Raw genomic sequence first — 23,888 nt, forward strand, 5'->3', positions numbered from 1 at the left:
CGAGGTGTGCACACCTCGGTGGATCGCGCCATTCTGGTGGCCGGTATCGGCCAGCAGAACCTGGTGCGCGTGCCGATCAAAGGCGACTGGCGCGGCATGGACCCCGACGCCCTGCGCCAGGCAATCGAGGCCGACATTGCCGCCGGGCTGCAACCGGCGGGCCTGATCCTCTGTGTTGGCGGTACGGGCACTGGTGCCACCGATCCGGTGGATGCCTGTTTGCAGATCGCCGAGGAGTACGGGCTCTATAGTCATATTGATGCCGCCTGGGCCGGCTCTGCGATGATCTGTCCTGAATATCGCCACTACTGGCCCGGTGTTGAGCGAGCCGACAGCATCGTGTTCAATCCACATAAATGGCTTGGTGTGCAGTTCGACTGCTCAGCGCATTTCCTGAAAAACCCCGATGATCTGGTGCAGACACTGGCCATCAGCCCCGAGTACCTGAAGACCCACGGCAAGGATGGCATCATCAATTACTCGGAATGGTCAGTGCCCCTGGGGCGGCGGTTTCGCGCGCTCAAGATCTGGTTCCTGATCCGCACCTATGGGCTGGAAGGGCTGCGCCAGAGGCTGCGCAACCACATAGACTGGTCGCAAAAATTGCACGACAGCCTCGCGTTAGAGCCTGATTTTCAGATTATTACTCCGCCAATGTGGTCGCTCTGGACCTTTCGCTATGCGCCCGAAGGTGCCGAAGATCTCGATGATCTGAACCTCAGGCTGGTCAATGCCATCAACGATGACGGCCGGATTTATCTGACCCAGACGCGGGTCGATGGCGATCTGGTGATCCGCTTTCAGGCCGGCCAGTTCGAAACCACCGAAGCAGACGTGATGATGGCTCATGCGGTCATCACTGAGATCGCATCTCAGCTCTGAGCTGCGCCGCAAGCGGGGGATCAGGCCGCCTCTGGACAGGGGATCAAAGCCAGAGATATCGTCTGCGAATAGGCACAGTTGTGCCCCAAACTATAGTATCCGGCGCTGAGACAGGCGCCGGGACTAAGATCCTTTGGCGCTCATGCCATGCTCTTTATCTGAACGAGGTTTTTCTATGCCCGCGCCAATAAATACCTTCAAACAGGCCCTCGCCCGTGGCGAACGCCAGATCGGCTGCTGGATGTGCTTTGCCGAAGCGCCCGCCGCCGAAATCATGGGCACCGCCGGTTTTGACTGGCTGGTGATTGACGGCGAACACGCCCCCAATGACATCCGCTCGATCCGCGATCAGCTGATGGCTCTTGAGGCCTCGCCCAGCCACCCGGTGGTGCGGCTGCCCATTGGCGAGACCTGGATGGTGAAACAGGCGCTGGATGTCGGTGCCCAAAACATCCTGGTCCCGATGATCGAGACGGCCGAACAGGCCCGCGACATGGTGCGCGCCTGCCAGTATCCGCCCCATGGCACCCGTGGCGTCGGCGCCACTGCTGCCCGCGCCAGCCGTTTTGGCTCTGTCAGCGAATATATCCAAACGGCGGACGCGCAGGTCTGCCTGCTGTTGCAGGTAGAAACCCGCGCAGGGATTGCCAACCTTGACGATATCCTCGCGGTTGAGGGCATTGATGGCGTGTTTATAGGTCCCTCAGATCTGTCAACTGACATGGGCCATCAGGGCAATTCTGCCCATCCTGAGGTGCGCGCCGTCGTCGCCGAGGCCATCAGCCGCATCAGGGCCGCAGGCAAGGCACCGGGCATTCTGGGCGTCACCGAAGAGGCCACACAGGCCTATTTCGACATGGGGGCGCAGTTTCTGGCCGTTGGCATTGATGTGCTGCTCCTCGCCCAGACCGCGCGCCGCCTTGCAGCCGGGTGGAAGGCAAAGTAGTCCTCGTGCAGGGACATGCGGCACATACGTATTTCCCTGCAATTGACCAAAATGTAAGGCCGCCGTTAGCCTGAAGGCACAGGAGCGAGACTGCGCCAGCCGAAATTGGCGCGCCCTCAGGGAGGAACGACATGAAACGCACTTTGCTTGCAGGAATGGTCTCTGCGCTGGCACTGGCTTCGGCCGCCACCGCAGATATCAAAATTGCCCATATCTACGGCAAGACCGGCCCCTTCGAGGCCTATGCCAAACAGAGCCATGATGGCCTGATGCTGGGGCTGGAATATGCCACTGGCGGCACCATGGAGATCAATGGCGAGCCGATCATCATGATCGAGAAAGACACCCAGCTGAAGCCGGAGAATGGCAAGGCCCTGCTGGAAGAGGCCTACGGCGACGACGAGGTGGATCTCGCGATCGGCCCGGTCAGCTCGGGCGTGGCCCTGGCCATGCTGCCTGTCGCCGAAGAATATGAAAAGATCCTGATTGTTGAGCCCGCCGTGGCCGACAGCATCACCGGCTCCAACTGGAACCGCTATATCTTCCGCACCTCGCGCAACTCGTCGCAGGATGCGGTCTCCAGCGCCATCGCGCTGGCTGGCGACAACGTCAAGATCGCCACGCTGGCGCAGGACTATGCCTTTGGCCGCGACGGCATCGCCGCCTTCCGCGAAGCCCTGGCCAGTCAGGGCATCGAGCTGGTGCATGAGGAATACGCCCCCACCGACACCACCGATTTCACCGCCGCAGGCGAGCGTATTTTTAACGCCATGAAGGATCTGGACGGCACCAAAAAGCTGTTTGTGATCTGGGCAGGCGGTGGCAACCCGCTGGGTAAGATCAACGCCATGGATCCGGGCCGCTTTGGCATCGAATTTGCCGGTGTTGGCAATATTCTCGCGGCCCTGAAAGGGTTTAAAGACTACGAGGGCATGGAAGGCGGCACCTATTACTACTACGAGCTGCCCGACAATGAGGTAAACGACTGGCTGGTCAAACCCCATTTTGAACGCTTTGACGGGCCACCTGATTTCTTCACCGCCGGTGGCATGGCCGCAGGCATTGCCGCCGTTGAGGCCATTCGCAAGGCGGGCTCTACCGACACCGAAGCGCTGATCACCGCGATGGAAGGCATGGAGTGGGAGACCCCCAAAGGCACCATGCGCTTCCGTGCGGAGGATCATCAGGCGCTGCAATCAATGTATCACTTCAAGCTCACCGTGCAGGAGGGTGTTGAATGGGCCGTCCCAGAGCTGGTGCGTGAGCTGACAATCGACGAGATGCCGATCCCGATCCGCAACCAGTAAGCCGGCATAAACCCCAGTCTCCATGGCCCAGAGATCCCCTCTTTGGGCCATGGTTTCAAGCAGAGGGCAACAAGCCTCAGATCTGCCCATTGTCTCAGAACAGACGCACAGCCGGTCGCAGGCGCGCGTCATCAGAGACCACTCCGAGATTGAAATGACAGACCCCATTCTGAAAACCACCGACCTGACGGTCCGCTTTGGTGGACATGTGGCCGTAGACGCCGTGAGTTGTGCCTTTCACGCCGGTGAGCTGACGGCCATCGTCGGCCCCAATGGCGCGGGCAAGACCACCTATTTCAATCTGATCTCTGGTCAGATCCCCACCTCGGCGGGCCGCGTTGCCCTGCGGGGGCGTGACATCACCCGCGCGTCCGTCTCAGCCCGCACCAAGGCCGGCATCGGTCGCGCCTTTCAGCTGACCAATCTGTTTCCCGGCCTCTCGGTGCTGGAAAACCTGCGCCTGGTGGTGCAGGCCAGACGGGGCCGTGGTTTCAATCTCTGGTCGATGGTGTCACGGCATCAGGATCTGACGGAGGAGGCCGAAGCGATCCTTGCCCGCGTCCGCCTGCTGGATCTGCGCAATCAGGTGGTGTCAGAGCTGTCGCACGGCAATCAGCGCAAGCTTGAGGTGGCGCTGCTGATCGCCCAGGACCCGGATGTCTATATGTTTGACGAACCCACCGCCGGCATGAGCGTCGATGAGGCCCCGGTGGTGCTGGATCTCATTGCCGAGCTGAAAGAGCAAAAGGACCGCAGCATTCTGCTGGTCGAACACAAGATGGACGTGATCCGCGAGGCTGCGGATCGCATTATCGTGTTGCACAATGGTGCACTGGCCGCCGATGGCCCTCCGGCCGAGGTGATGGCCTCGGATGTGGTACAAGAGGCCTATATGGGCCGCGGTCTCGAAGGAATTCTGGCAGATGTCTGATGCACTCCCGACGCAAGCCCCAACTGACCCGATCCTGCAGCTCGAGGGCGTCTGCACCAATATCGCGCAATACCACATTCTGCAGGGAGTCGACCTGGTGGTGCCGCGCGGCGCTCTCACCATGCTGCTGGGCCGCAATGGCGTTGGCAAGACCACCACGATGCGGACAATTATCGGCCATTGGCGCGCCCATCAGGGGCGCATCCTGTTTGACGGCGAAGACATCACCAAACTGCCCACCCCCGCCATCGCCCAGCCGGGCGTTGGGTTTGTGCCCGAAGACATGGGCATTTTTTCCGACCTCACGGTTGAGGAAAACATGGTGCTGGCGGCGGCCTCTGGGCCGATAAATTCCGCGCGGCTCGACTGGATCTTTACCGCCTTCCCGCCGCTCAAGACATTCTGGAAATCAGACGCCGGTACACTCTCGGGGGGGCAGAAACAGATGCTGTCGATTGCCCGCGCCATGGTCGAGGAACGCAGGCTCTACCTGATTGATGAGCCGACCAAAGGCCTCGCGCCCGCGATTATCTCTACCATGGCCAAGGCCCTGAAAGACCTAAAGGATCAGGGATCATCCGTGCTGCTGGTCGAGCAGAATTTTGCCGTCGCCCGCGCGCTGGGAGACAGCGCCAATGTGATGGACGATGGCCGCATGATCTGGTCCGGCCAGATGGCTGAACTGGGCGGCGACGCGGCCCTGCAGGAACGCCTCATGGGCCTCAGCATGGAGGCGCATTGAACATGTCCGCCACCCCATTTCTCACAGTCGCAGCGGCACGGCCTGACGCCACGCTGCCGCCTTGCTCCAAGGGAGATCGCAGATGAGCGCCGCCCCCGAACATGCCCCCACCATGGCGCAGGCCACCCTGGCCGAGCGGATTGCGCCACATATGCCGGTGCTGCTGGTGCCCCTGCTGGCGCTGGCGGGATTTGTCGCCATCATGAACCCGGCCAGTTGGCTGACGCTCACGGTCTCGGGCCTCGCCATGGGGATGATGATCTTTCTCATGGCCTCGGGCCTGACACTGGTTTTTGGCCTGATGGATGTGATCAACTTTGGCCACGGCGCCTTTGTGTCAGTCGGCGCATTTATCGGCATCACCGTGCTGACGGAGTTGGGCCATATGACTGCAACTCCGTCCTTGATGCTCAACCTCGGGGCCGTATTGCTGGCAGTCCTTGGGGCCATGGTGGCCACCGAACTGAGGGGCGGGGCCTTTGAAAAGGTCATCGTCGCGCCGGTGTATGGCCATCACCTGAAACAGATCCTGGTCACCATGGGCGGGCTGATCGTGGTGGAACAACTGATCATTGTGCTCTGGGGGCCGGAAGAGATCTATTTCAACCGCCCCGAAGCGCTGAAAGGCGCCATTACCTTTGCCGGTGCCGCAATCGAGAAATTCCGTCTGGTTGCCGTCGTCGTGGGTCTTGTGGTCTTTGGCCTGATGCGCTGGGTGCTGCGCCGCACCAAAATTGGCCTGATCGTGCGCGCCGGGGTCGAGAACGGCGAGATGGTCGAGGCCCTGGGCTACCGGCTGAAACTGGTCTTTGTCGGCGTCTTCATTGCAGGCTCTGCCCTGGCCGGCCTTGGCGGCGTGATGTGGGCGCTCTACCAAGAGGTCATCACCGCCCATATGGGCAATCACGACATGATCCTGATCTTTATCGTGGTGATCATTGGCGGGCTTGGCTCGGTTGAGGGGTGTTTTTTTGGAGCACTTCTGGTGGGGCTGATGCAGAACTACATCGCCTTTATCGAGCCAAAGGCAGCGCTGATTTCCAATATTGCCCTGATGGTCACCATCCTGATGTGGCGCCCTATGGGCATGATTCCGGTGGTAAAAGCAAAATGATCCGCTCTCTTCTATCTGGCGACCTGCCGCGCTCGCTGCCCCTGGCGCTGATCCTTGGAGGCATTCTGATCTGCCTGGCGCTGGCGCCCTTTCTGTTTCCCGGCGTGCGCACCGTCGATACCGCCGCGCGGATCTGTATCTTTATCGTGCTGGTGGCCAGCTATGATCTGCTGCTGGGCTATGGTGGCATCGTCAGCTTTGCCCATACCATGTTCTTTGGTATTGGCGCCTACGGTGTCGCGCTCACTTCAACACACATGGGGCGCGGCTTCGACGCCATCGCCATCGGCAGTTTGGCCGGCGCCGGTCTCGCTGCCGCTTTGGCGCTGCTGATTGGTCTGTTTTCCCTGCGGGTGCGGGCGATCTTTTTTGCCATGATCACCCTCGCTGTGGCCTCGGCTGTGGCGGTGCTTGTCAGCCAGTTGTCGGGCCTCACCGGCGGCGAAGACGGGCTGGCATTTAAAACGCCGCGCGCTTTGGGCCCCGCCCTTAAATTCGGGCCAGAGAACTTTGGCGGCACCCTGTTTGGAGTAAAACTGAACGGCAAGCTCCTGGCCTATTACTTTGTCTTTATCGGTGCCCTGGTGCTGTTTCTCGCCTTGCTGCGGGTGGTGAATTCCCCTTTTGGCCGGGTGTTGCAGGCGAGCCGCGAAAATGATTTTCGCGCCGAATCCATTGGCTACCGGGTGGTCTACTACCGCGTTGCCGCCACCTGCCTGTCGGCTGCAGTCGCCGCCCTGGCAGGGTCGCTCTATGCGGTCTGGCTGCGCTACGTCGGGCCTGACACGGTGCTGTCGATGGAGCTGATGATTGACATCCTGCTCATGGTGGTGATCGGCGGCATGGGCACGCTCTATGGCGCCATGATCGGAGCCACCCTGTTTGTGCTGGCGCAGAACTATCTGCAAAACCTGATGGGGGCGGCCTCTGGACTGGTCGAGGGCCTGCCCATTCTGCCAGAACTGCTCAGCGCTGACCGCTGGCTGTTGTGGCTCGGTGTGCTGTTCATCCTCAGCGTCTATTTCTTCCCCACCGGCGTAGTCGGCCGACTGCGCGGCAATCGCTAAAAACAGCATCAGGCAGAGCAAGAGTTGAAAATCGGGTCAAGGGCCGCATCAGCGGCCGCGCATCGCGCGGTTCACCCTTGACGCGCCTGCCCTAAAAGAAACTCAATAAAGGTCCATCAGGGCAGATCTGTCCCTGATGGCCTTCTCAGCAGATTTTCTCTTTGCACCGCTGTCGCGGTGCCTCTCTTAACAACAAGCACCGCGACAGCGGTGCCGGGCCCAACGGGAACGGGTGGATCTTTGATCCATCCCTGTTCCGCGCGGGAGCCCACCGCCCTCAGTCAAAAGGCTCAGCGCAGTTGCTTGCCCTCAGGCCAGCTCAGGGTGGTTTCCAGCCGGATCAGCCTGTCTTCACCGGGCGCCAGATCAAATTCCCAGGCCAGAATACCGCGTTGTTTATCGACATTCTCATGCGCGGGGCGCGGCGCGGCAACCCAGTCAATTTCCAACTCCTCCTGCTGACTATAAGGCACCCGGTCCAGCAGGCGCAGCGGCCAGGTCTCTGCGGTCAGGTTCACCGCCGAGATCTCCACCGCTTCCTCGCGCTGATTGCTGCGCGAAATCACCCCGCGTTCACCGTCGCTTTTCTGCAGCACATCCCGCGCCAGACGCAACCCGCGGATGGCGCCAAAGCCAAGTGCCGCCTCCTGGCCAGCCGCAAGCCCCGCAAAGGCGGCAAAGGTAACCAGCTTGCCATCCATAAAATGGGGCACCCAGTCTGCCGCCAGCAGGTCCTCACCAAATGTATTGCTGATCTCAGCCACGCGATACGCTGTTTCATCGCGGGCGGGAACTGCCACGGCCAAAACCTTGGCCTCGGTGGTCAGCCTGTCCATATCCAGCCGCAGGATATCCGCGCCAGAGGCAATCGAAACCGGATGGCTAAAGTGATAGCTCACCCCCGGCCCGCTGGTGTCAGCCCCCCAGCTCGCCCCAGCACGCGCATCCTCCATGACAACGGCCTCGACCATCGGCGCCTCAGAGGCGGCAAAATCACTTTGTGACAACAGGCGTTGCCATGGGTCCGGACGAGGCGTCCCAACCCGGCGCAACAATGGCGGCAGATAGGAGGGCGCGCCCTGCTCGCCCGGCTCCAGGGTCGAGATCGTCAGATCCACCGCCTCCCAGTTTTCGCCGGTATTCTGGCTTACGCCAAATCCGCGCTGCAGTGATACCTTAGCCATGCCTCCCGTGGTCAGATGCCAGGCATAGCTAGGCTCTGAATAGACCTCACCCTTGGTGAAATAGCGCAGCTCCAGCTGGCCGGCTCCGGCCTCCGGAACATCCACCTCGACCACCAGATAGAGCCGGTCGCTGTCCTCGCGCGAAATCGCCGCCAGCGCCTGCACAGCCGCCTGCAGCTCGTCTTGCAGCGCCTCCAGCTCAGCTTCGATGTTGCGGGCACGGATCTGCGCCGCCAGCGCCTGTTTGCCTGCGGCATCGGCCTCCTGCGAGATCATCCGGGTGATCTGGCGCAGCGCGTCAGCGCCCGCATCAGCAAGACCTTCATTGCTGCCCAGTTGTTCCAGAAAGCCAATGGCGGTCTCGGCGGCCGAGGCCGCGGACCTGGCCTGGCCTGAGGCGTCATAGACGCTTTGAATACGCGCCTCGATCTCCTTGATCACCGCCTCGGCGGCCAGCAGCTCCGGGTCATTTGCAGTGCGCGGCGGGACGCCGTCATAGCGAAACAGCAACGCGGTCTGATCCGCCCCAGTCAGATCAATCTGCAGCGTCTCCAGATCAGCGGTTTTGGGAATATTGCTCAGGATCAGGCGATGCTGCCCCAAAGGCAGGTCAAGATCCGCCCGCCGGGTGATCTCGGCCAGCTGCGGAAATACCGGGACCTCAGCCACCCGGCTGGTGACCGCAATGTCACCGCCCCAGGCAAAAGAGGCGACCGAACTGGCCAGCAGCGAAAAAAGGGAGAGGGAAAAACGCATGGGAAATCTCTATCTGGTTTTGGAAGGCATGAACGAAAGGGTCAAAAGATGTGTCGCCATAGTAGAGCCCGGGCGTCCAGACAAAAGTGGTAGTTCCTCTGGCTGCGCCCCTTGGCGCAAATTTGCCGACCTCTGGCCAATTTCCCTGGCCAAAAACCCTCCTGCGCAAATGCAAAAACGGTGCCGTTCTGGCACCGTTTTCATCCTCACTGGCACGACCGCAGATCCTGCGCAGCCAGTGGTCAACTCTCAATACTGTTGTATCGGCAAGGTCTCAGTGTTGCGCCGGAGCCAGCTCTGCGGCCAGACGGGTCGGAGCCTTGCGGACGGGGCGCACCCGCTTGAACCGCTGTTCCAGATCACTGGACGGAAAGCCAAGAAAGCCACAGGTGCAGATCTTGACGTGGCTTTGCGCATCAAAGAGGTGCATATGCCCCTTGGTACGCTTCATGTAGAACCCTTTGTCTTGCAGCCCGCTGCGCAGCTCTGACCAGGTCTTGGCCCGCTGGAAATCTGGCGTCAGCATGATACGCAGCTGGATCGCCATCTCCGTATCCATACGATCCTGATCACTGGCGCTGGACCAGGCTGTCTGCTGCATCGCTGAATCACCGGTTGTCTGTGTTTCGCGTTCAAAATCTTTCGAGTACATGGCTCACATCCCGTTTTCAAATCCCACACTCAGAATATTGGATTTTGTGGCCAGATTTGGGCAGTCCTGCAAAAGAGTAAGGGCCACCTCTTGCGAAGCGGCCCTCCTAACCAAAAGTACAAAAAGCTTTAGCCTTTCTTGAGCACTTCGCGGCCCAGAAGTTCGGCGATTTGTACCGCGTTCAGGGCAGCACCCTTGCGCAGATTGTCGCTGACGCACCACAGATTCAAACCGTTATCGATGGTGGAATCCTGGCGTATGCGACTGATAAACGTGGCAAAATCTCCAACGCATTCAACCGGGGTGACATAGCCGCCATCTTCGCGCTTATCGATCACCATGATGCCGGGTGCTTCGCGCAGGATGTCGCGGGCCTCGTCTTCATCAAGATGGTCTTCTGTTTCAATATTGATCGATTCAGAGTGGCCCACAAAGACCGGGACTCGCACACAGGTGGCCGTGACCTTGATGGATTTATCGATGATTTTCTTGGTTTCGGCGACCATTTTCCATTCTTCTTTGGTCGATCCGTCGTCCATGAACACGTCGATATGGGGAATCACATTAAAGGCGATCTGCTTGGGGTACACCGTAGGCGGCACCTCTTTGGTCGGGTTGTAGATCGACTTGGTCTGCTCCCACAGCTCGTCGATCGCCTCTTTGCCCGACCCGGACACCGACTGATAGGTCGAGACCACAACGCGTTTGATCGTGGCGCGGTCATGCAGCGGCTTCAGCGCCACAACCATCTGCGCGGTTGAGCAGTTGGGGTTGGCGATGATGTTCTTCTTGGCATAGCCATGGATCGCCTCGGGGTTCACCTCGGGAACGATCAGCGGCACGTCGGCGTCATAGCGGTACAGCGACGAGTTATCGATCACCACACAGCCCGCCTTGGCGGCCTTGGGGGCGTATTTCTTTGTCGCGTCTGATCCAATGGCAAACAGTGCCATGTCCCAGCCGGTGAAATCAAAGGTGTCGAGATCCTGGGTCTTCAACGTTTTGTCGCCGAACGTCACCTCGGTTCCCAGCGATTTACGGCTGGCCAGAACAGCAACCTCATCCGCAGGGAACTGGCGCTCGGCCAGGATGTTCAACATTTCGTGGCCCACATTGCCTGTGGCGCCAACGACGACGACGCGATAACCCATTTCGTTTCTCCAGTTTCATCCGACCCTGTGGTCGGCTGTGGTCTCTTATAGGCAAATTCTCTGTGAATAAAGGGCTGCTCAGTCCATGCTGTCGCGGCTGAACAGATAAACCACACAGCCCAGCGCCAGAGTCAGGGCAAAAAAGCCAAATATCGCCAAATAAGGCGCCGCTGGCTCTCCTCCTGCCAGGCTGCCATGCAGGCGACCCGAGGCGAATTGCATGATCCCCACGCCGCCAATGCCAAAGAAGTTGAGCAGCGTCACGCCGCGCCCCACCAGATGCGGCGGCACAAAGGCGCGCCCATGGGCAATGACCACCGGGAAAGATCCGCCCAGAAATCCAACAAGCGCCATCACGCCAATTGGCATCCAGACCGGCGCGCCACTGACGGCGATCAGCGCCAGCATCGCCAGCACGCCCAGCGCATTGCCGCCAAAGATCACCCATTTGCGACTGCCAAACACCCGGTCCAGTGGCCCATAAACAAAGGTGCCCGCCACCATGGCCATGCCCATCACCAGCGTCGCAAGACCAATTCCGCCGGTATCCAGACCGTAGACATCGCTCAGATAGGGGCCAATCCACAACCCCCGCAGCGCACCTGACGGCGCGTAGCAGACAAACATCAAAGGAAAGATCGCCCAGAGCACCGGCATCCTTAACAGATCCAGCACCGATCCCTTTTGCCCGCCTTCAGGCTTTTCCGGGTCCTGCACAGCAAAGAAGATCCCCGAGGCCACCAGCCAGGAGGCCAGCGCCAGCCCCCAGAGCGTCGCGCGCCAGCCAAACAGATCCACCGCCAGCGCGGTGGGATAGGAGGCCACAAGATTGCCCACCGAACCCATCCCCAGCATCATCGCGGCCAGCGTGGCAAACCGCGCCACCGGATACTGTCGGGCAAAGATATAGTATGAGGCCATCAACACCGGTGAGCAGCCAATGCCGATAAAGAACATCGCCATGCTGACATGAAACGGTGTTGTCGCCATGGCAAAGACCGCAGCCCCGCCGGCGCCGCCTAAAAACAGCAACCAAGAAGCCGTCCGGCGCGGGCCAATGTGATCCAATGCCCAGCCCACCGGCAGCTGCATGGCGGCAAAGGACAGGAACCACATGCCCGAGGCCAAGGCGAGGTCATCGGGAGCCGCGCCAATATCCTGCCCCAGAACCGAGGCCAGAACGGCCAGAAAGGCCCGGAAAAACTGGCTCAGCACATAGGCGAGACACAGCATGATCAATCCTGCCTGCATTTTCGGCGCTCCCTTTGGGTAGTTTTTTTGTTTTGCGCGACCATAGAGCATCTGATGCCCCATGGTCGCGCAGCGAGCTTGCATGTTTGCCGCTTGGGTACAATTGCAATTGGGAGTTAAGACTGAAATGGGCAAACACCGCAGACATGGAAAATGCCTGATTTGGGGGGCAGACTTTGGCGCATACATCTAAGCCGCTTTGCTCACTGGGGCTTTGCTTGATGGCGGCTTTTCTGTGGGTCCCGTTTGGGTTGACACGACTGGCCTCCTGCGCGTCCTCAAACGCACCTCTTAGGCTCGCGTCTCACCCCACAAATCAATCGCATCGAGACGCGCGCCGAATTACAGCATAGAGTGACGGCGCAGAAATATATGTCGGGACAAGGCGGCGCCAACAAAAATGCTGACGCCGCCTGTTAAATCATTAAATCTTATTGCAAATGTAACAGAGCGCACCCTGCTCCACCGCGCGAAAACCCGACCTGAAATTCAGACTTGCTGGAACTGTTCCGCTTTGGGGTCATAACACTCCAGCCCGCCTTCACCGATATCGGTCCACAGCCCATGCAGGCTGAGACTGCCATCTTTGACGGCCCCCTCGATAAAGGGAAAGGTCATCAGGTTCTCCAGCGAGGCGACAACCGCCTGACGTTCAAACTGACGCGCCTGCTGCTCTTCGTCTTCGATCTCGGCAACCAGCTCGAACTTGGGTTTGAGGATATCCATCCAGCGCCCGACAAAGCTTTCTTTGGCCTCCAGCAGCGGCGCATGGCCTTCGCACATGTCGATACAGCCCTGCACACCGCCACATTGCGAATGCCCCAGAACGATAAGATGCGCGACCTTTAACACGGTCACAGCATATTCCACCGTCGCACTGGTGCCGTGATGGTCACCATCAGGCGCATAGGGCGGTACCAGGTTGGCAATATTGCGGTGAATAAAGAACTCACCCTGGTCCGCCCCAAAGATCGAGGTCACATGCACCCGGCTGTCGCAACAGGAAATAACCATGGCGCGCGGCCGCTGACCTTCGGCGGCCAGTCGGCGGTACCAACCTTGATTGTCCTTATACGCAGTGGCCTTCCAGCCATGGTAACGTGTGACCAGATAACTGGGTAGAGGTTTGGCAAATTCCATACGAAGCATCCCCTGATATGTGCCTTGGCGGTGCTGATATCCTGCATTGTTAGCAAATTCGAGCGATTTGAACAGCCGCGTGGAAACCTTTTGACAACCACTGGAGCGCAAATTGGCAACGTGCCGTGGGGGCACACTAAATTTAGGGTGAATGTGGTGGCTAATATACTCACCGTCATGCAGGCGGAAAACGTAAGGCTGGATCCAGACAAGCTGGGCGAGCTTTACACACAACTTGGCGAAACGGCGGCAGAAGATGTCGTCTGTCGCGCCATCGAAGAGCTGGCTGTGCGCCTGACGCATTGCGAACGGCTTTGGCGTCAGAACAACATGGCCGATCTGCGCAAAAACGCGCGGTCCCTGATTGCAATCGCAGATCAAATCGGCATGAGCGCCATGGCGATGATCGCCCGCGATGTGACGCAGGCTGTCGACAACGAGGATGTGGCTGCAGTCGCATCAATCCTGTTTCGCTTGCTGCGCGTCGGAGAACGCTCCCGAACAGCGGTGTGGGATCAGCAGGATCTCACCGTGTGACGCGTGCCCAGCCTGTGGGACCTCTGCAAGGGCCGCTTCAGGGGCCGCTTATGCCCGGGTCCCGTCCAAACCAGCTGTGACAGGTCCCGGCGTGTTCTGTGGGCCTTTTGTGTTTTGTTTTTTTAAAAAGTCTATTGCCGGAAATGACAGCCAGGGCTTGCAGGCAGCTGGGGGGCAGATACTCTGATGGATGATCGCGTCCAACCGGAGTTTCCTCATGGCCCCTCGCTTTGCCTCAGCCTCAGCCACTGCCGTTCCGCTTTATCTGATTGAGCAGGACCAGCTGCAAAGCTGGCTCAGCCATCAGTCTGCGACGGTGCAGGCCTGGGTTACAAACAATGGCTTTACCGCTGCCTGACCGCAGGCTCTGCTGGTGCCGGGGCCGGATGGCTCTGCGCTGCTGGCGCTGGCCGGGTATGGCACCGCATCGCAACGGAGCCGCAAGAGGTTTGTCCTGGCGGCAGCTGCCGAGAGCCTCCCCGCTGGCAACTACCAGCTCAACAACGCAACAGAGACCACCGCAGCGCTGGCTCCCGGCTTGCAGGTCGAGGGCGTGTTGGAAAGCGAATGCCTTGGCTGGCTGCTGAGCCACTATAAATTCACCCGCTACAAGGCCAGCACCTCTGCCGCATCCGGTGGCGGCGCCCTGTCCGGTGCGGGCGCCGGGTTGGTGGCACCAACGGGCATTGATGCTGCTGCGATAGAATCACTGGCGGCAGCAGAATGCCTCACCCGTGATCTGATCAACACACCCGCCGCCGACATGGGACCTGCGCAGCTGGAAGCCGCCGTTGAAGCCCTGGCGTCTGAGTTTGACGCCTCGATTGGCGTGATCACCGGCGATGAGCTGATTGAGGCGAATCTGCCTCTGATCCACACCGTTGGCCGGGCCGCCGAACAAGCGCCGCGCCTCATTGACATGCACTGGGGCAGCACCGGCCCCCGGCTGACGCTGGTGGGCAAGGGCGTTTGTTTTGACACTGGCGGGCTTAATCTCAAACCCGGCTCCAGCATGGGGTTGATGAAAAAGGACATGGGCGGCGCTGCCAATGTGCTGGGACTGGCCCGCATGATCATGGCCGCCGGGCTTGCTGTTCAGTTGCGGGTGCTGATCCCCGCCGTCGAGAATTCTGTGGCGGGCAATGCCTTTCGCCCCGGTGATGTGCTGACCTCCCGCAAGGGGCTGACGGTCGAGATCAACAATACCGACGCCGAGGGCCGTCTGGTGCTGGCGGATGCGCTGAGCCTCGCCGAAGAAGGATCGCCGGATCTGGTGATTTCCATGGCCACCCTCACCGGTGCGGCCCGGGTGGCGGTCGGCCCCGATCTGGCGCCGTTTTATACCGATAGTGATTCGGACGGCGCAGCCCTTGCGACCGGGGCAAGCTCCCAGGCCGACCCGGTCTGGCGCATGCCATTTCACGCGCCCTATGAGGCAATGATAGAGCCCGCGATTGCCGATCTCGATAATGCGCCCTCGGGCGGCTTTGCCGGATCAATCACCGCCGCCCTCTTCTGCGCCGGTTTGCCCCAGACAGTCGCTATATGCATTTCGACATTTATGGCTGGATGCCCACGGCCATGCCGGGCTGCCCCAAGGGCGGCACCCGCCAGGGCTGTCGCGCGATTTTTGCCGCCCTGCCCACACTGCTAAAGCTCTGAGCCCGGCATGAGTGATCCCAGCCGCACCCCTCCCACCCCCCCCGTTTCCAGCTGCACCGATTCCCGCCGCACTGCCGCCAACGACCGTGTCATCGCCGCGCATCTGCCGCATCCCGGCAAAGATCTGCGCGTGGTGACCGGCCATGCCGCGCGTATTGCCCTGCCAGTGGTGGATCTGTTGCGCCGCCCCGAGGGGCCGCGTGACCGGCAGCTTTTGTCTGGTGAGGCCGTCACCCACTATGAGACGCATCACGGCTGGGCCTTTGTTCAGGCCGCCCGGGACAACTACACTGGCTATCTGCCCGCTGATGCCCTGGCAGCGGCCCAAACAGCCAGCCACTGGATCAGTGCGCCCGCAAGCCATGCCTATTCAGCCGCAGATTTCAAATCCCCCGAGACCCAGGCCCTCAGCTTTGGCAGCCAGGTCGTGGTCTGTGGCCATGAGGGCCGGTTTGCAGCAACCGATCTGGGATTTATCCCTCAGGTCCATCTCAGCCCAACCGGCAAGGTGCTGACAGATCCTGTCACGGTGGCCGAGAGCTTTGTTGGCACGCCTTATCTGTGGGGCGGCAACAGCCGTTTTGGCATCGACTGTTCCGGGCTGGTCCAGGCGGCCTGTCGGGCCTGCGGCATCCCCTGTCCCGGCGACAGCGACCAGCAAGAGGCAGAGCTTGGCGCGGCCCTGCCCGCGGGCAGCCCCTATCAGCGCGGCGATCTTTTGTTCTGGAAAGGCCATGTGGCCCTGGTGCGCGACCCCACCCCCCTGCTGCATGCCAATGTGCATGCCATGGCGGTGGCGTTTGAGCCATTGGACGCGGCCCTGACGCGCATCAAGGATCAGGGCGACGGGCCGGTCACGGCGCACAGGAGGCTATAGGAGGCTATAGGCTGCACAGCAACGTGCATCAACATTGGCCAGAAACGCGGACCAGAGCAGACGGGCAATTTTGCCGACTATTTTATCGCGCGAATAAGTTTTCGCTCCAGCACCCGCAGCACAGCTTTCAGATCAGAGCCGCGTTTCAACACCTGCCCATCGGCGCCCAGCACGGCATATTGCCCCTGACGATTGCGCAGCTTTGGCTGTTTCTCGATCCGGTAAAGCGGATGCTCGGCGGTGCGGCGAAAAATCGAAAACACGGCAAGTTCACGCAGGTTGGAGAGGCCGTAGTCGCGCCACTCTCCAGCAGCGACCTTGCGGCCATATAGCGACATGATCACCGATATTTCGCGCCGGTCAAAGGCCACTTGTTGCGGGATAGGCGCGCCCGGTTTGGGCTGTATTTGATCTATGCTCATGCCCAAGGTTCACCGCAACCACAGTATTAATCAAGATGCTTTGCACCAAATCGAGCCTCAGCGATGCACCACAGGCACCCAATCCGCAACGCTTTTGCTCCCAAAGCCACCTGCGGTACTGCCAGGCTGAACTTCAGGCATCACTCAGGCTTCAGTCAGGCTTCACTCAGTGTCTCGCTCCGCAATCCGAGAATTCCGTCAAGGCCGCGCGATCCCAGCCCGGTGAGCTGCAAGCCACGTTTGTGGCTGTTGCGCGCAACCCATCCCCGGTCAAAGGCATGGGTCAGGATCTGCCGCCCCAAAGCGCCCGAGACATGCAGCCTACGCTCGCTCCAGTCCATACAGGGGCGCGCAAAGGGCTGGCGGGCGTCCCTGCCCGATGGCTTCTCTGGCAGGCTGACACCCAGTTTCTGCCAGCTCTCATCCGGGCAGGCGCGAAAGCCACCGTTTTCTTCGACCAGCTGGCCGCGCTCCAGAAACCGCGTGGTCATTGCCACCGCCAGAGGGCCGGCAAGGTGGTCGTAGCAGCTGCGCAGCTGGGCAATATTTCCAGCCTTGCGCCGCTGGGCGCGGAGCAGGTGATCGCTGGGCGCAATAGAGGCGAGCTGCTCCAGAACCCGCGCCACCTCGGCACTGGCCAGCCGGTGAAACACGCAGCGGCCCCGTTTCTCTGCCAGAACCAGCCCCGCCTGCTGCAACAGACGCAGATGCGCCGTGGCGGTTTGGGCGGTGATGCCCGCCGCCGAGGCCAGCTCCTTGTTGGTAAAAGAGCGCCCCTCCATCAGCTCACAAAGCATCCGGGTGCGGCTGGCATCGCTGATCGCCTGGCCAATGATATCAAATCGCGGCGTGGGCTGACCTGATGGTTACCGCAAGACACAGGCGCTGCCCAAGGGAAACCCTTCGGCTCTGGAACGAAGGATCTGGGGCCTAACCCATCCGTGTTCAGGCCAATTCTCCTACGCGAAATCCTTCCAGCAAGGAGCGGCCAGAACCGCGCCGAGGCTCTTTCGCTGCGATCCCGATATTTAACGCAGAAATAACCTGAGTGGTGCAGACTTTTTCAAAATGGCGAATTTCACAATGGCGCATGGGCCGCTCTGGCTGCCCTGCGCCAGAGGTAAAACCCGCGCGGTGCCAGGTCGCGAACCCCAGAGGGACAGCTCGCGACAGCAAAGGGACAGAACGGGCGATGGGATGTGTTAAGGTGATCGGACAGAGCAGGCTGATGGGACATGATACGATGCATTTGACAATACAGGACAGGCCAGAGGGCGTTCTGCCATCTGCGCCACAAGCGCCACGCAATATTTGCGGCATTAATTCCCGAGCGCCGAGTCGGCCAGATCAGCCCCCCTGGCCTGCCTGCCCTTTCAGGGAGGGCGCAATATGAATGCCGCCCCTCTCTTCTCCCGGCTCTCCCGGCGTTTGACCGGGGCTTTTTGTGCACTATGTCTGGGCCTCTTTGTGCTGACGTCACAACTGGATGCTGGCAGTGCGATTATCACCGACCGCCATGTCCAGAGTCGCATCACTCTCATGACCGGACAAAAGGCCGCCCTCATCACCTTTAGCGATATGGTGGCCGGGCGAACGCCCTATAACGCCGCCTCAGCCCGGGCCGCACGCCGCGCCCTGATCTCAGCCACCGGCACGATTCCCAAGCGGTTCAGAAAGCAGCGTATGGAGCCCAATTCACATGCGAGGCCCGAGATCTGGCTGCAATGGACGGATTTCAAACAACGCGCCGCGACCGCCCGCCTGATGGCCAAAGAGATCAACAGCAGGTCCCTGACCGGGCTGCGCCGCACCATTCCCCCGATGATAGAGGCCTGTCACAGCTGCCACGAGACCTATCGCGGCACCCAAAACAGGGCGATTACGCACTAGCTCCTTGGCTATGTGCACGCCCCGCGCCCAGTCCAGCACAGCTGCAGCACAGCAACTTTGGGCCGCGGAAAAGCAGTTGCGCCACCTCCAAACGAGAGTGAAAGATACGTTTGACGAGGCCGCTCACAGAAAAGCCCACAGGTGAGGCCCACAGGAAAACAAGCGCCTTAAACGCCCTGATTAGGGGCAGCCGTCCGGTACGGAGCTCAGCTTGGCGAGGCTGCGTACCGGGCCAGGAAGGTCTCGACTGCACCGTCGATCACCCGACGGCGGTCTTCATCCGACACATCAGGGTCGATCTTGAACAGCACGCGCGGCACCAGGTCAGCGCGGCAGAGCTCGGCAAATTGATCGGCGGCGAGGTCAAAATCCTCAATCACCAACTCGCCCTTGGCCGTGGCACTGTGCAGATAGTCGCGGATCTTGCTGCGGCTCAGCATCGGGCCACTCTCGTAGAACTGCCGCCCAAGATCCGGAAACCGGTCGGCCTCAGCCACGCAGATACGGACCATGCGCATGCCAAAATCAGACAGGCTGGCGGACAGGATGTGCCCGGCGGCAGCGCGCAGAACCTCGCGCGGCGGGCAACTGGCTGCGGCCAGGTCCATCGGGGCATTCGCCTGACGGGCACACTCGCTGCGGGCAACCTCCATGAACAAGAGCCGCTTGTCCGGGAAATAGTTGTAGAGGGTCGCCTTGGATACCCCGGCCACCCGGGCGATTTCGTCAACACTGGCGCCTTCAAAACCATCCGCCAGAAAGACCTCGCGCGCGCCTTTCAGGACCTGGTCAAATTTCCGTCCCGTTCGCAAAATGCTGGCGTGTTCGTTCATGGCTGACCTCGTGGCGCTGGCGGGAAGGAACCCCTACCCTAGCGCAGAGTGGCAGGGTTCAACAACACTCTCCGCAGGGTCCCTTGCCCCAAAGGCCCAATCCGGGCGTAATAGCCGGGGGGCTCCCGCCCACCCCTGGACCTTCTTGCGAAGGTCAGGGTCGTTGGGCAAGGCGCCGCGCTGTCGCGCGGCGCGGCACCGCAGTACAAAATCCACTTTGTGAACCGCCAGCGTCGCACGATCTCTACCGATAAGCGCCCAGCATCATGGAAAATTTCGCCTCATACCTCTCCCAGAATGCGCCACCCGCACCGCGCCACAGCGCGGTGCCCGGCCCAACGGGAGGCGGGCATCTTTGATGCCCAAACGACGGGCGGGAGCTCTGCCTTTCACCTCTCCAGCTCTCCTTTCAGCCTTGCCTTTTTAATCAGAGCCGCTAGCAATCGAAACATGGTCGACATATTCTTCAGAACACTGCCCTTTTTTGCAATTATCGGTCTTGGATACTGGGCCGGTCGGACGCGGTTTTTCACCGAAGAGGCCACGGCCTATCTCACCAAATTTGTCTTCTTCTTCCCGCTGTCTGCGATGATTTTCCGGTTTGCGGCCAATCTGTCCTTTGCGGAAATCTTTGATCTGGATCTGGTATTTGCCTATCTGGCGGGCACCTTGGCGGTCTATATTCTGGTCACCCTTGTTGCCATGCTGCGTCGCCTCGACAGCCCACTGCCGCTGTCGAGGCCCAATGCGCGGCGATCGGCAATGTTGGTTTCCTTGGCCTTCCCATGATGGCCATGCTCTTTGGCGAAGCCTCCATCGCCCCCATGATGGTGGTGCTCAGCGTTGACCTGGTGGTGTTCTCCTCGCTCATCGTGATCCTGATCAATCTCGGGCGTGGATCTGGCCTGGGCCTTTCTACGTTAAAACTGGTTTTGCTTGGCCTGCTGCGCAACCCGATGATTCTCGCCATCTGCGCGGGCCTTGCCTGGTCTGCTGCAGAAATCCCGATCCCGGTGCCGATGAATGACTTCCTCTCCATCCTGGGCGGTGCTGCCACCCCGGGCGCCCTGTTTGCCATTGGCGCCTCGCTGGCGTCAAAATCCGCCGAGCGCATGCAGGTCGCCATCTGGCTCAGCTTTGCCAAACTGGTGCTGCACCCGCTCTGCGTCGCCTTTGGCGTCCTCTACCTGTTTCCGGTCACGCCTTTTTCTGCGATGATCGCCATTGCTGCAGCCTCGCTGCCGGTGGCCGGAAATGTCTACATGCTGGCACAGCACTACGGGGTGGCTCCGCACCGCGCCTCGGCCGCCATTCTGATTTCAACCCTGCTGTCGATTGTCACCGTTCCCCTGGTGATCGCCTGGGTTGCAACGCTCTGATGCGACCCCGGATCAGACAACGGGTCAAACAATTCAGCTTTTTGTAACGTGATTGCCGCAAAACACCTGTAGCTGCTGCGGCTCCACTGGACCTGCGCGCGGCCGGCAGGTAGCGATATGGCAACCACATAGAGGAGCCTCACCATGGAAACCGTCTCGCAGAACAAGGCCTTTGGCGGCCAGCAGGGTGTCTATCGTCACAAAAGCAGCACCACCAACTGCGACATGACCTTTGGTCTGTTTCTGCCCGAAGAGGCCAAAGACGGCCCGGTGCCGATCCTGTGGTACCTCTCGGGCCTTACCTGCAACCACGAAAACGCCATGACCAAGGCAGGGGCGCAGGCCTGGTGCGCCGAACAGGGCATCGCCATTGTGTTTCCAGACACCGCCCCACGTGGCGAGGGCGTCGCCGATGACGAGGCCTATGATCTTGGTCAGGGGGCCGGGTTTTACGTCAACGCCACACAAGAGCACTGGGCCGCGCACTACCAGATGTGGGACTATCTCGCCGACGAGCTGCCCGCGCTGCTGGGCGAGCATTTTGCCATCGATCTCAACCGTCAGGCCATCACCGGCCACTCCATGGGCGGCCATGGTGCGCTAACCTTGGCGATGAACCTGCCGGGCCGCTTCCGCTCGGTCTCGGCCTTTGCACCGATCTGCAACCCGACCGGGGCCGACTGGGGCCGCAAGCAGCTCAGCGCCTACCTTGGCGATGACGAGACCACCTGGGTCAAACATGACGCCTCGCTCATGATGCGCGACACTGGCTTTGATGGTCCGGTTCTGATTGATACCGGCACGGCGGACCAGTTCATTGACCTGTTGCGCCCCGAAACGCTGGCGACAGCCATGGCGGAAAAACGTCAGGACGCCATCCTGCGCCTGCAGCCGGGCTATGATCATAGCTATTTCTTTGTTTCCAGCTTCATGGAAGACCACGTCACCTTCCACGCCGAAGCTCTGTACCGGGACTGATCCATGACACCCTCCACCACCCCGACCATGACTGATTTCGACTATGATTATGACCTTGTAATCATCGTATCCGTCCCCTCGGGTCGTACAGCAGCCATTCAGGCGGGCAAACTGAAACGCCGGGTGCTGGTGATCGACCGGGCGGACCGGCTGGGCGGGGTATCGGTGCATACCGGCGCCGTGCCGTCAAAAACCCTGCGCGAAACCGTGCTGAACCTCTCTGGCTGGCGCGAGCGCAGCTTTTATGGCCGCGCCTACCGGGTGAAAGACCAGATCGCCGCCGAAGACCTGAAGGCCCGTCTGCATATGACGCTGGACCACGAGGTGGATGTGCTGGAACATCAGTTCAACCGCAACCACGTGGAATGGCTGGCCGGTCTGGCCAAATTCATTGGCCCAAACGAAGTCGAGGTCGCCACCGAGGCCGGAGACACCACCCGGATCACCGGCGAAAAATTCCTCATCGCCACCGGCACCCGCACCTATCGGCCAGACAATGTGCCCTTCAATGGGAGAACCGTTGTCGACGGCGACGAGTTCCTGGAGATGGCCTCTATTCCACGCTCGCTGATTGTGGTCGGAGCCGGCGTCATCGGGGTGGAATATGCCACCATGTTCTCGACCCTTGATGTGCGTGTCACGCTGATCGAGCCACGCGATACCTTTCTGGATTTCATCGACAGCACCCTCATTCAGGATTTCACCCATCAGATCCGCGAAAACGGCGTTGATCTGCGCCTTGGCTCTGCGATTGAGAGCATCGAAGACGAAGGCGACCATATCGAGGTCACGCTTGGACAATGGCCGTCACGTCCGCAGTGAAATGCTGCTGTTTGCAGCAGGTCGCATGGGCAACACCGACGGGCTGAACCTCAAATCCGTTGGGCTGGAGACCGATCATCGTGGGCGGCTGAGTGTGGAGCGCAAGACCTACCAGACCGAGGTGCCGCATATCTATGCCACCGGCGATGTGATCGGCCACCCCTCGCTGGCCTCGACCTCGCTGCAGCAGGGGCGCGTTGCCGCCTGTCACGCGCTGGAGACTCCGACGCTGCCCGAAAGCCCCTGGTATCCCTATGGCATCTATTCGGTGCCGGAAATGTCCACCTGCGGCATGTCAGAAGAAGAGCTGCAGGAGCGTGGCATCAACTACGAGATCGGCGTTGCCCGTTTCCGCGAGACCTCGCGCGGGCATATCATGGGGCTGGAGCACGGCATGTTGAAAATGCTGATCAGCCTTAAAACGCGCCGGGTTCTGGGGGTGCAGATCGTTGGCGAAGGCGCCACCGAGCTGATCCATATTGGTCAGGCGGTGATGAACCTGCAGGGCACGGTGGACTATTTTGTCCAGAACACCTTTAACTATCCGACCCTGGCCGAGGCCTATAAAATCGCCGGTCTTGACGCCTTTAACCGCATGCCGATCCCGGATGAGTTCAAGGTGAAAAAGCCAGCCGCAAAAGCCGCCCCAAAGGCCGCCCCAAAATCCAGGGCAAAACCGGCCGCCGCCCGCGCCGACAAAAAGGCCAGCAAGTGAGCTCGCTGTATATCGACGCCGACGCCTGCCCGGTCAAAGAAGAGGCCGAGCGGGTGGCAACCCGCCACAAGATCAAGATGTATGTGGTCTCCAACGGCGGACTGCGTCCATCGCGCAACCCGCTTGTGGAGAATATCATCGTCTCTGAAGGCCCCGATGTGGCGGATATGTGGATCGAAGAGCGCTGCGGCACCGGCGATGTGGTGGTCACCGGCGACATCCCTCTGGCGGCCAAATGCATCGAGGCCGGCGCAAGCGTGCTGCGCCAAAATGGCGAGCGCTTTACCCCGGCCCATATCGGCCAGCAGCTGGCGATGCGCGACCTGATGGCGGATTTGCGCGCCGCCAATCCCCTGGGCGCTGGTGGTTCTGGCAAAGGCTTTACCAAAGCGGATCGGTCCCGGTTTTTAGACTCACTGGAACGCGAGGTCCGCGCCGCCAAATCCCTCGGCTAAAGCCCCTCGCGTCAGTGGCGTCAGTGGCTTTCACTTGAGACCGGATACCGCGCTCAAAGGCGCCAATGCTCTCTCAAACCGCGTCTCAGCAAACCGGCGCTTTGCCGATCCAGAGCCAGAGCAAATCTTTTCCACGCTCCCCTGGCTCCCCCCATTGCCCCGGCTCAATATTTGCGCGATGCATCTTCCTGTGGT

General features: G+C 60.5%; 20 protein-coding genes and 3 pseudogenes. 15 read left to right on the forward strand and 8 right to left on the reverse strand.

Annotated elements, in window-relative coordinates; genetic code table 11:
• The 7 genes from B4968_RS12370 to B4968_RS12400 all read left to right on the forward strand — a co-directional run.
• On the forward strand, window positions 1-882 hold an 882-nt coding region (locus tag B4968_RS12370; RefSeq protein ID WP_241525722.1), incomplete at its 5' end, for a pyridoxal phosphate-dependent decarboxylase family protein.
• Between the two features lie 175 nt (window positions 883-1,057).
• On the forward strand, window positions 1,058-1,828 hold the full coding sequence (locus tag B4968_RS12375; RefSeq protein WP_083099389.1) for an aldolase/citrate lyase family protein: 771 nt from the start codon (window positions 1,058-1,060) through the stop codon (window positions 1,826-1,828).
• A 131-nt stretch (window positions 1,829-1,959) separates the two neighbouring features.
• Complete coding sequence (locus B4968_RS12380) at window positions 1,960-3,135, forward strand: substrate-binding domain-containing protein (protein WP_083099391.1); 1,176 nt, start codon at window positions 1,960-1,962, stop codon at window positions 3,133-3,135.
• A gap of 154 nt (window positions 3,136-3,289) precedes the next feature.
• Entirely contained in the window at window positions 3,290-4,066 is a 777-nt protein-coding gene (locus B4968_RS12385; RefSeq protein ID WP_083099419.1) for an ABC transporter ATP-binding protein, read from the forward strand.
• Entirely contained in the window at window positions 4,059-4,808 is a 750-nt protein-coding gene (locus B4968_RS12390; protein ID WP_083099392.1) for an ABC transporter ATP-binding protein, read from the forward strand. Before B4968_RS12385 ends, B4968_RS12390 begins: the two co-directional genes overlap by 8 nt.
• Before the next feature lie 82 nt (window positions 4,809-4,890).
• Window positions 4,891-5,922: a branched-chain amino acid ABC transporter permease gene (locus B4968_RS12395; RefSeq protein ID WP_083099394.1), complete on the forward strand. Its 1,032-nt coding sequence runs from the start codon at window positions 4,891-4,893 to the stop codon at window positions 5,920-5,922.
• On the forward strand, window positions 5,919-6,989 hold the full coding sequence (locus B4968_RS12400) for a branched-chain amino acid ABC transporter permease (RefSeq protein WP_083099395.1): 1,071 nt from the start codon (window positions 5,919-5,921) through the stop codon (window positions 6,987-6,989). The genes B4968_RS12395 and B4968_RS12400 overlap by 4 nt, the downstream gene beginning before the upstream one ends.
• A gap of 290 nt (window positions 6,990-7,279) precedes the next feature.
• Here B4968_RS12400 and B4968_RS12405 read toward each other — a convergent pair whose 3' ends face one another.
• From B4968_RS12405 to B4968_RS12425, 5 genes are all read right to left on the reverse strand, one after another.
• Window positions 7,280-8,929 carry a DUF4139 domain-containing protein gene (locus B4968_RS12405; protein ID WP_083099397.1) on the reverse strand — a complete coding sequence of 550 codons (1,650 nt, stop codon included), beginning with the start codon at window positions 8,927-8,929 and terminating at the stop codon, window positions 7,280-7,282.
• A 274-nt stretch (window positions 8,930-9,203) separates the two neighbouring features.
• Window positions 9,204-9,581 carry an aspartate-semialdehyde dehydrogenase gene (locus B4968_RS12410; RefSeq protein WP_083099399.1) on the reverse strand — a complete coding sequence of 126 codons (378 nt, stop codon included), beginning with the start codon at window positions 9,579-9,581 and terminating at the stop codon, window positions 9,204-9,206.
• A 128-nt stretch (window positions 9,582-9,709) separates the two neighbouring features.
• Window positions 9,710-10,732, reverse strand: coding sequence for an aspartate-semialdehyde dehydrogenase (locus B4968_RS12415; protein ID WP_083099401.1), 1,023 nt, complete (start codon window positions 10,730-10,732; stop codon window positions 9,710-9,712).
• Between the two features lie 78 nt (window positions 10,733-10,810).
• Window positions 10,811-11,983: an MFS transporter gene (locus B4968_RS12420; protein ID WP_083099420.1), complete on the reverse strand. Its 1,173-nt coding sequence runs from the start codon at window positions 11,981-11,983 to the stop codon at window positions 10,811-10,813.
• A 489-nt stretch (window positions 11,984-12,472) separates the two neighbouring features.
• Complete coding sequence (locus B4968_RS12425; protein ID WP_083099422.1) at window positions 12,473-13,123, reverse strand: carbonic anhydrase; 651 nt, start codon at window positions 13,121-13,123, stop codon at window positions 12,473-12,475.
• 177 nt (window positions 13,124-13,300) lie between these two features.
• Between B4968_RS12425 and B4968_RS12430 the strand changes: the two genes are divergently transcribed.
• The 3 genes and pseudogenes from B4968_RS12430 (at window position 13,301) to B4968_RS12440 (ending at window position 16,199) form a co-directional block, all read left to right on the forward strand.
• Window positions 13,301-13,660 (forward strand): hypothetical protein, encoded by a 360-nt coding sequence (locus B4968_RS12430; RefSeq protein WP_083099423.1) that lies wholly within the window; start codon window positions 13,301-13,303, stop codon window positions 13,658-13,660.
• A 217-nt stretch (window positions 13,661-13,877) separates the two neighbouring features.
• A pseudogene (locus B4968_RS12435) lies at window positions 13,878-15,322 on the forward strand (leucyl aminopeptidase family protein).
• 7 nt (window positions 15,323-15,329) lie between these two features.
• Window positions 15,330-16,199 (forward strand): C40 family peptidase, encoded by an 870-nt coding sequence (locus tag B4968_RS12440; RefSeq protein ID WP_083099403.1) that lies wholly within the window; start codon window positions 15,330-15,332, stop codon window positions 16,197-16,199.
• A 77-nt stretch (window positions 16,200-16,276) separates the two neighbouring features.
• Here B4968_RS12440 and B4968_RS12445 read toward each other — a convergent pair whose 3' ends face one another.
• Window positions 16,277-16,621, reverse strand: coding sequence for a DUF2794 domain-containing protein (locus tag B4968_RS12445; protein ID WP_083099425.1), 345 nt, complete (start codon window positions 16,619-16,621; stop codon window positions 16,277-16,279).
• A gap of 155 nt (window positions 16,622-16,776) precedes the next feature.
• The gene (locus tag B4968_RS12450) at window positions 16,777-17,457 is read right to left on the reverse strand and encodes an ArsR/SmtB family transcription factor (RefSeq protein ID WP_277620942.1); all 681 of its coding nucleotides are present in this window, start codon (window positions 17,455-17,457) and stop codon (window positions 16,777-16,779) included.
• Between the two features lie 553 nt (window positions 17,458-18,010).
• On the opposite strand from B4968_RS12450, the gene B4968_RS12455 reads away from it, so the two are divergent.
• On the forward strand, window positions 18,011-18,511 hold the full coding sequence (locus B4968_RS12455; protein ID WP_083099407.1) for a c-type cytochrome: 501 nt from the start codon (window positions 18,011-18,013) through the stop codon (window positions 18,509-18,511).
• Window positions 18,512-18,717: 206 nt separating this feature from the next.
• On the opposite strand, the gene B4968_RS12460 is transcribed toward B4968_RS12455, so the two are convergent.
• Window positions 18,718-19,344 carry a TetR/AcrR family transcriptional regulator gene (locus tag B4968_RS12460; RefSeq protein ID WP_083099408.1) on the reverse strand — a complete coding sequence of 209 codons (627 nt, stop codon included), beginning with the start codon at window positions 19,342-19,344 and terminating at the stop codon, window positions 18,718-18,720.
• 450 nt (window positions 19,345-19,794) lie between these two features.
• Between B4968_RS12460 and B4968_RS12465 the strand changes: the two are divergent.
• The 4 genes and pseudogenes from B4968_RS12465 to B4968_RS12480 all read left to right on the forward strand — a co-directional run bounded on the left by B4968_RS12465 (window position 19,795) and on the right by B4968_RS12480 (window position 23,693).
• Window positions 19,795-20,723 (forward strand): annotated as a pseudogene (locus B4968_RS12465) (AEC family transporter).
• A gap of 144 nt (window positions 20,724-20,867) precedes the next feature.
• Complete coding sequence (fghA, locus tag B4968_RS12470) at window positions 20,868-21,701, forward strand: S-formylglutathione hydrolase (protein WP_083099410.1); 834 nt, start codon at window positions 20,868-20,870, stop codon at window positions 21,699-21,701.
• Window positions 21,702-21,728: 27 nt separating this feature from the next.
• Window positions 21,729-23,238, forward strand: a pseudogene (gene sthA / locus B4968_RS12475) (Si-specific NAD(P)(+) transhydrogenase).
• Window positions 23,235-23,693: a YaiI/YqxD family protein gene (locus B4968_RS12480; protein WP_083099411.1), complete on the forward strand. Its 459-nt coding sequence runs from the start codon at window positions 23,235-23,237 to the stop codon at window positions 23,691-23,693. The pseudogene sthA and the gene B4968_RS12480 overlap by 4 nt, the downstream one beginning before the upstream one ends.
• Window positions 23,694-23,888: the final 195 nt, after the last annotated feature.

Source organism: Pseudophaeobacter leonis, assembly GCF_002087335.1.
In the GTDB taxonomy this organism is placed as follows: Bacteria; Pseudomonadota; Alphaproteobacteria; order Rhodobacterales; family Rhodobacteraceae; genus Pseudophaeobacter; species Pseudophaeobacter leonis.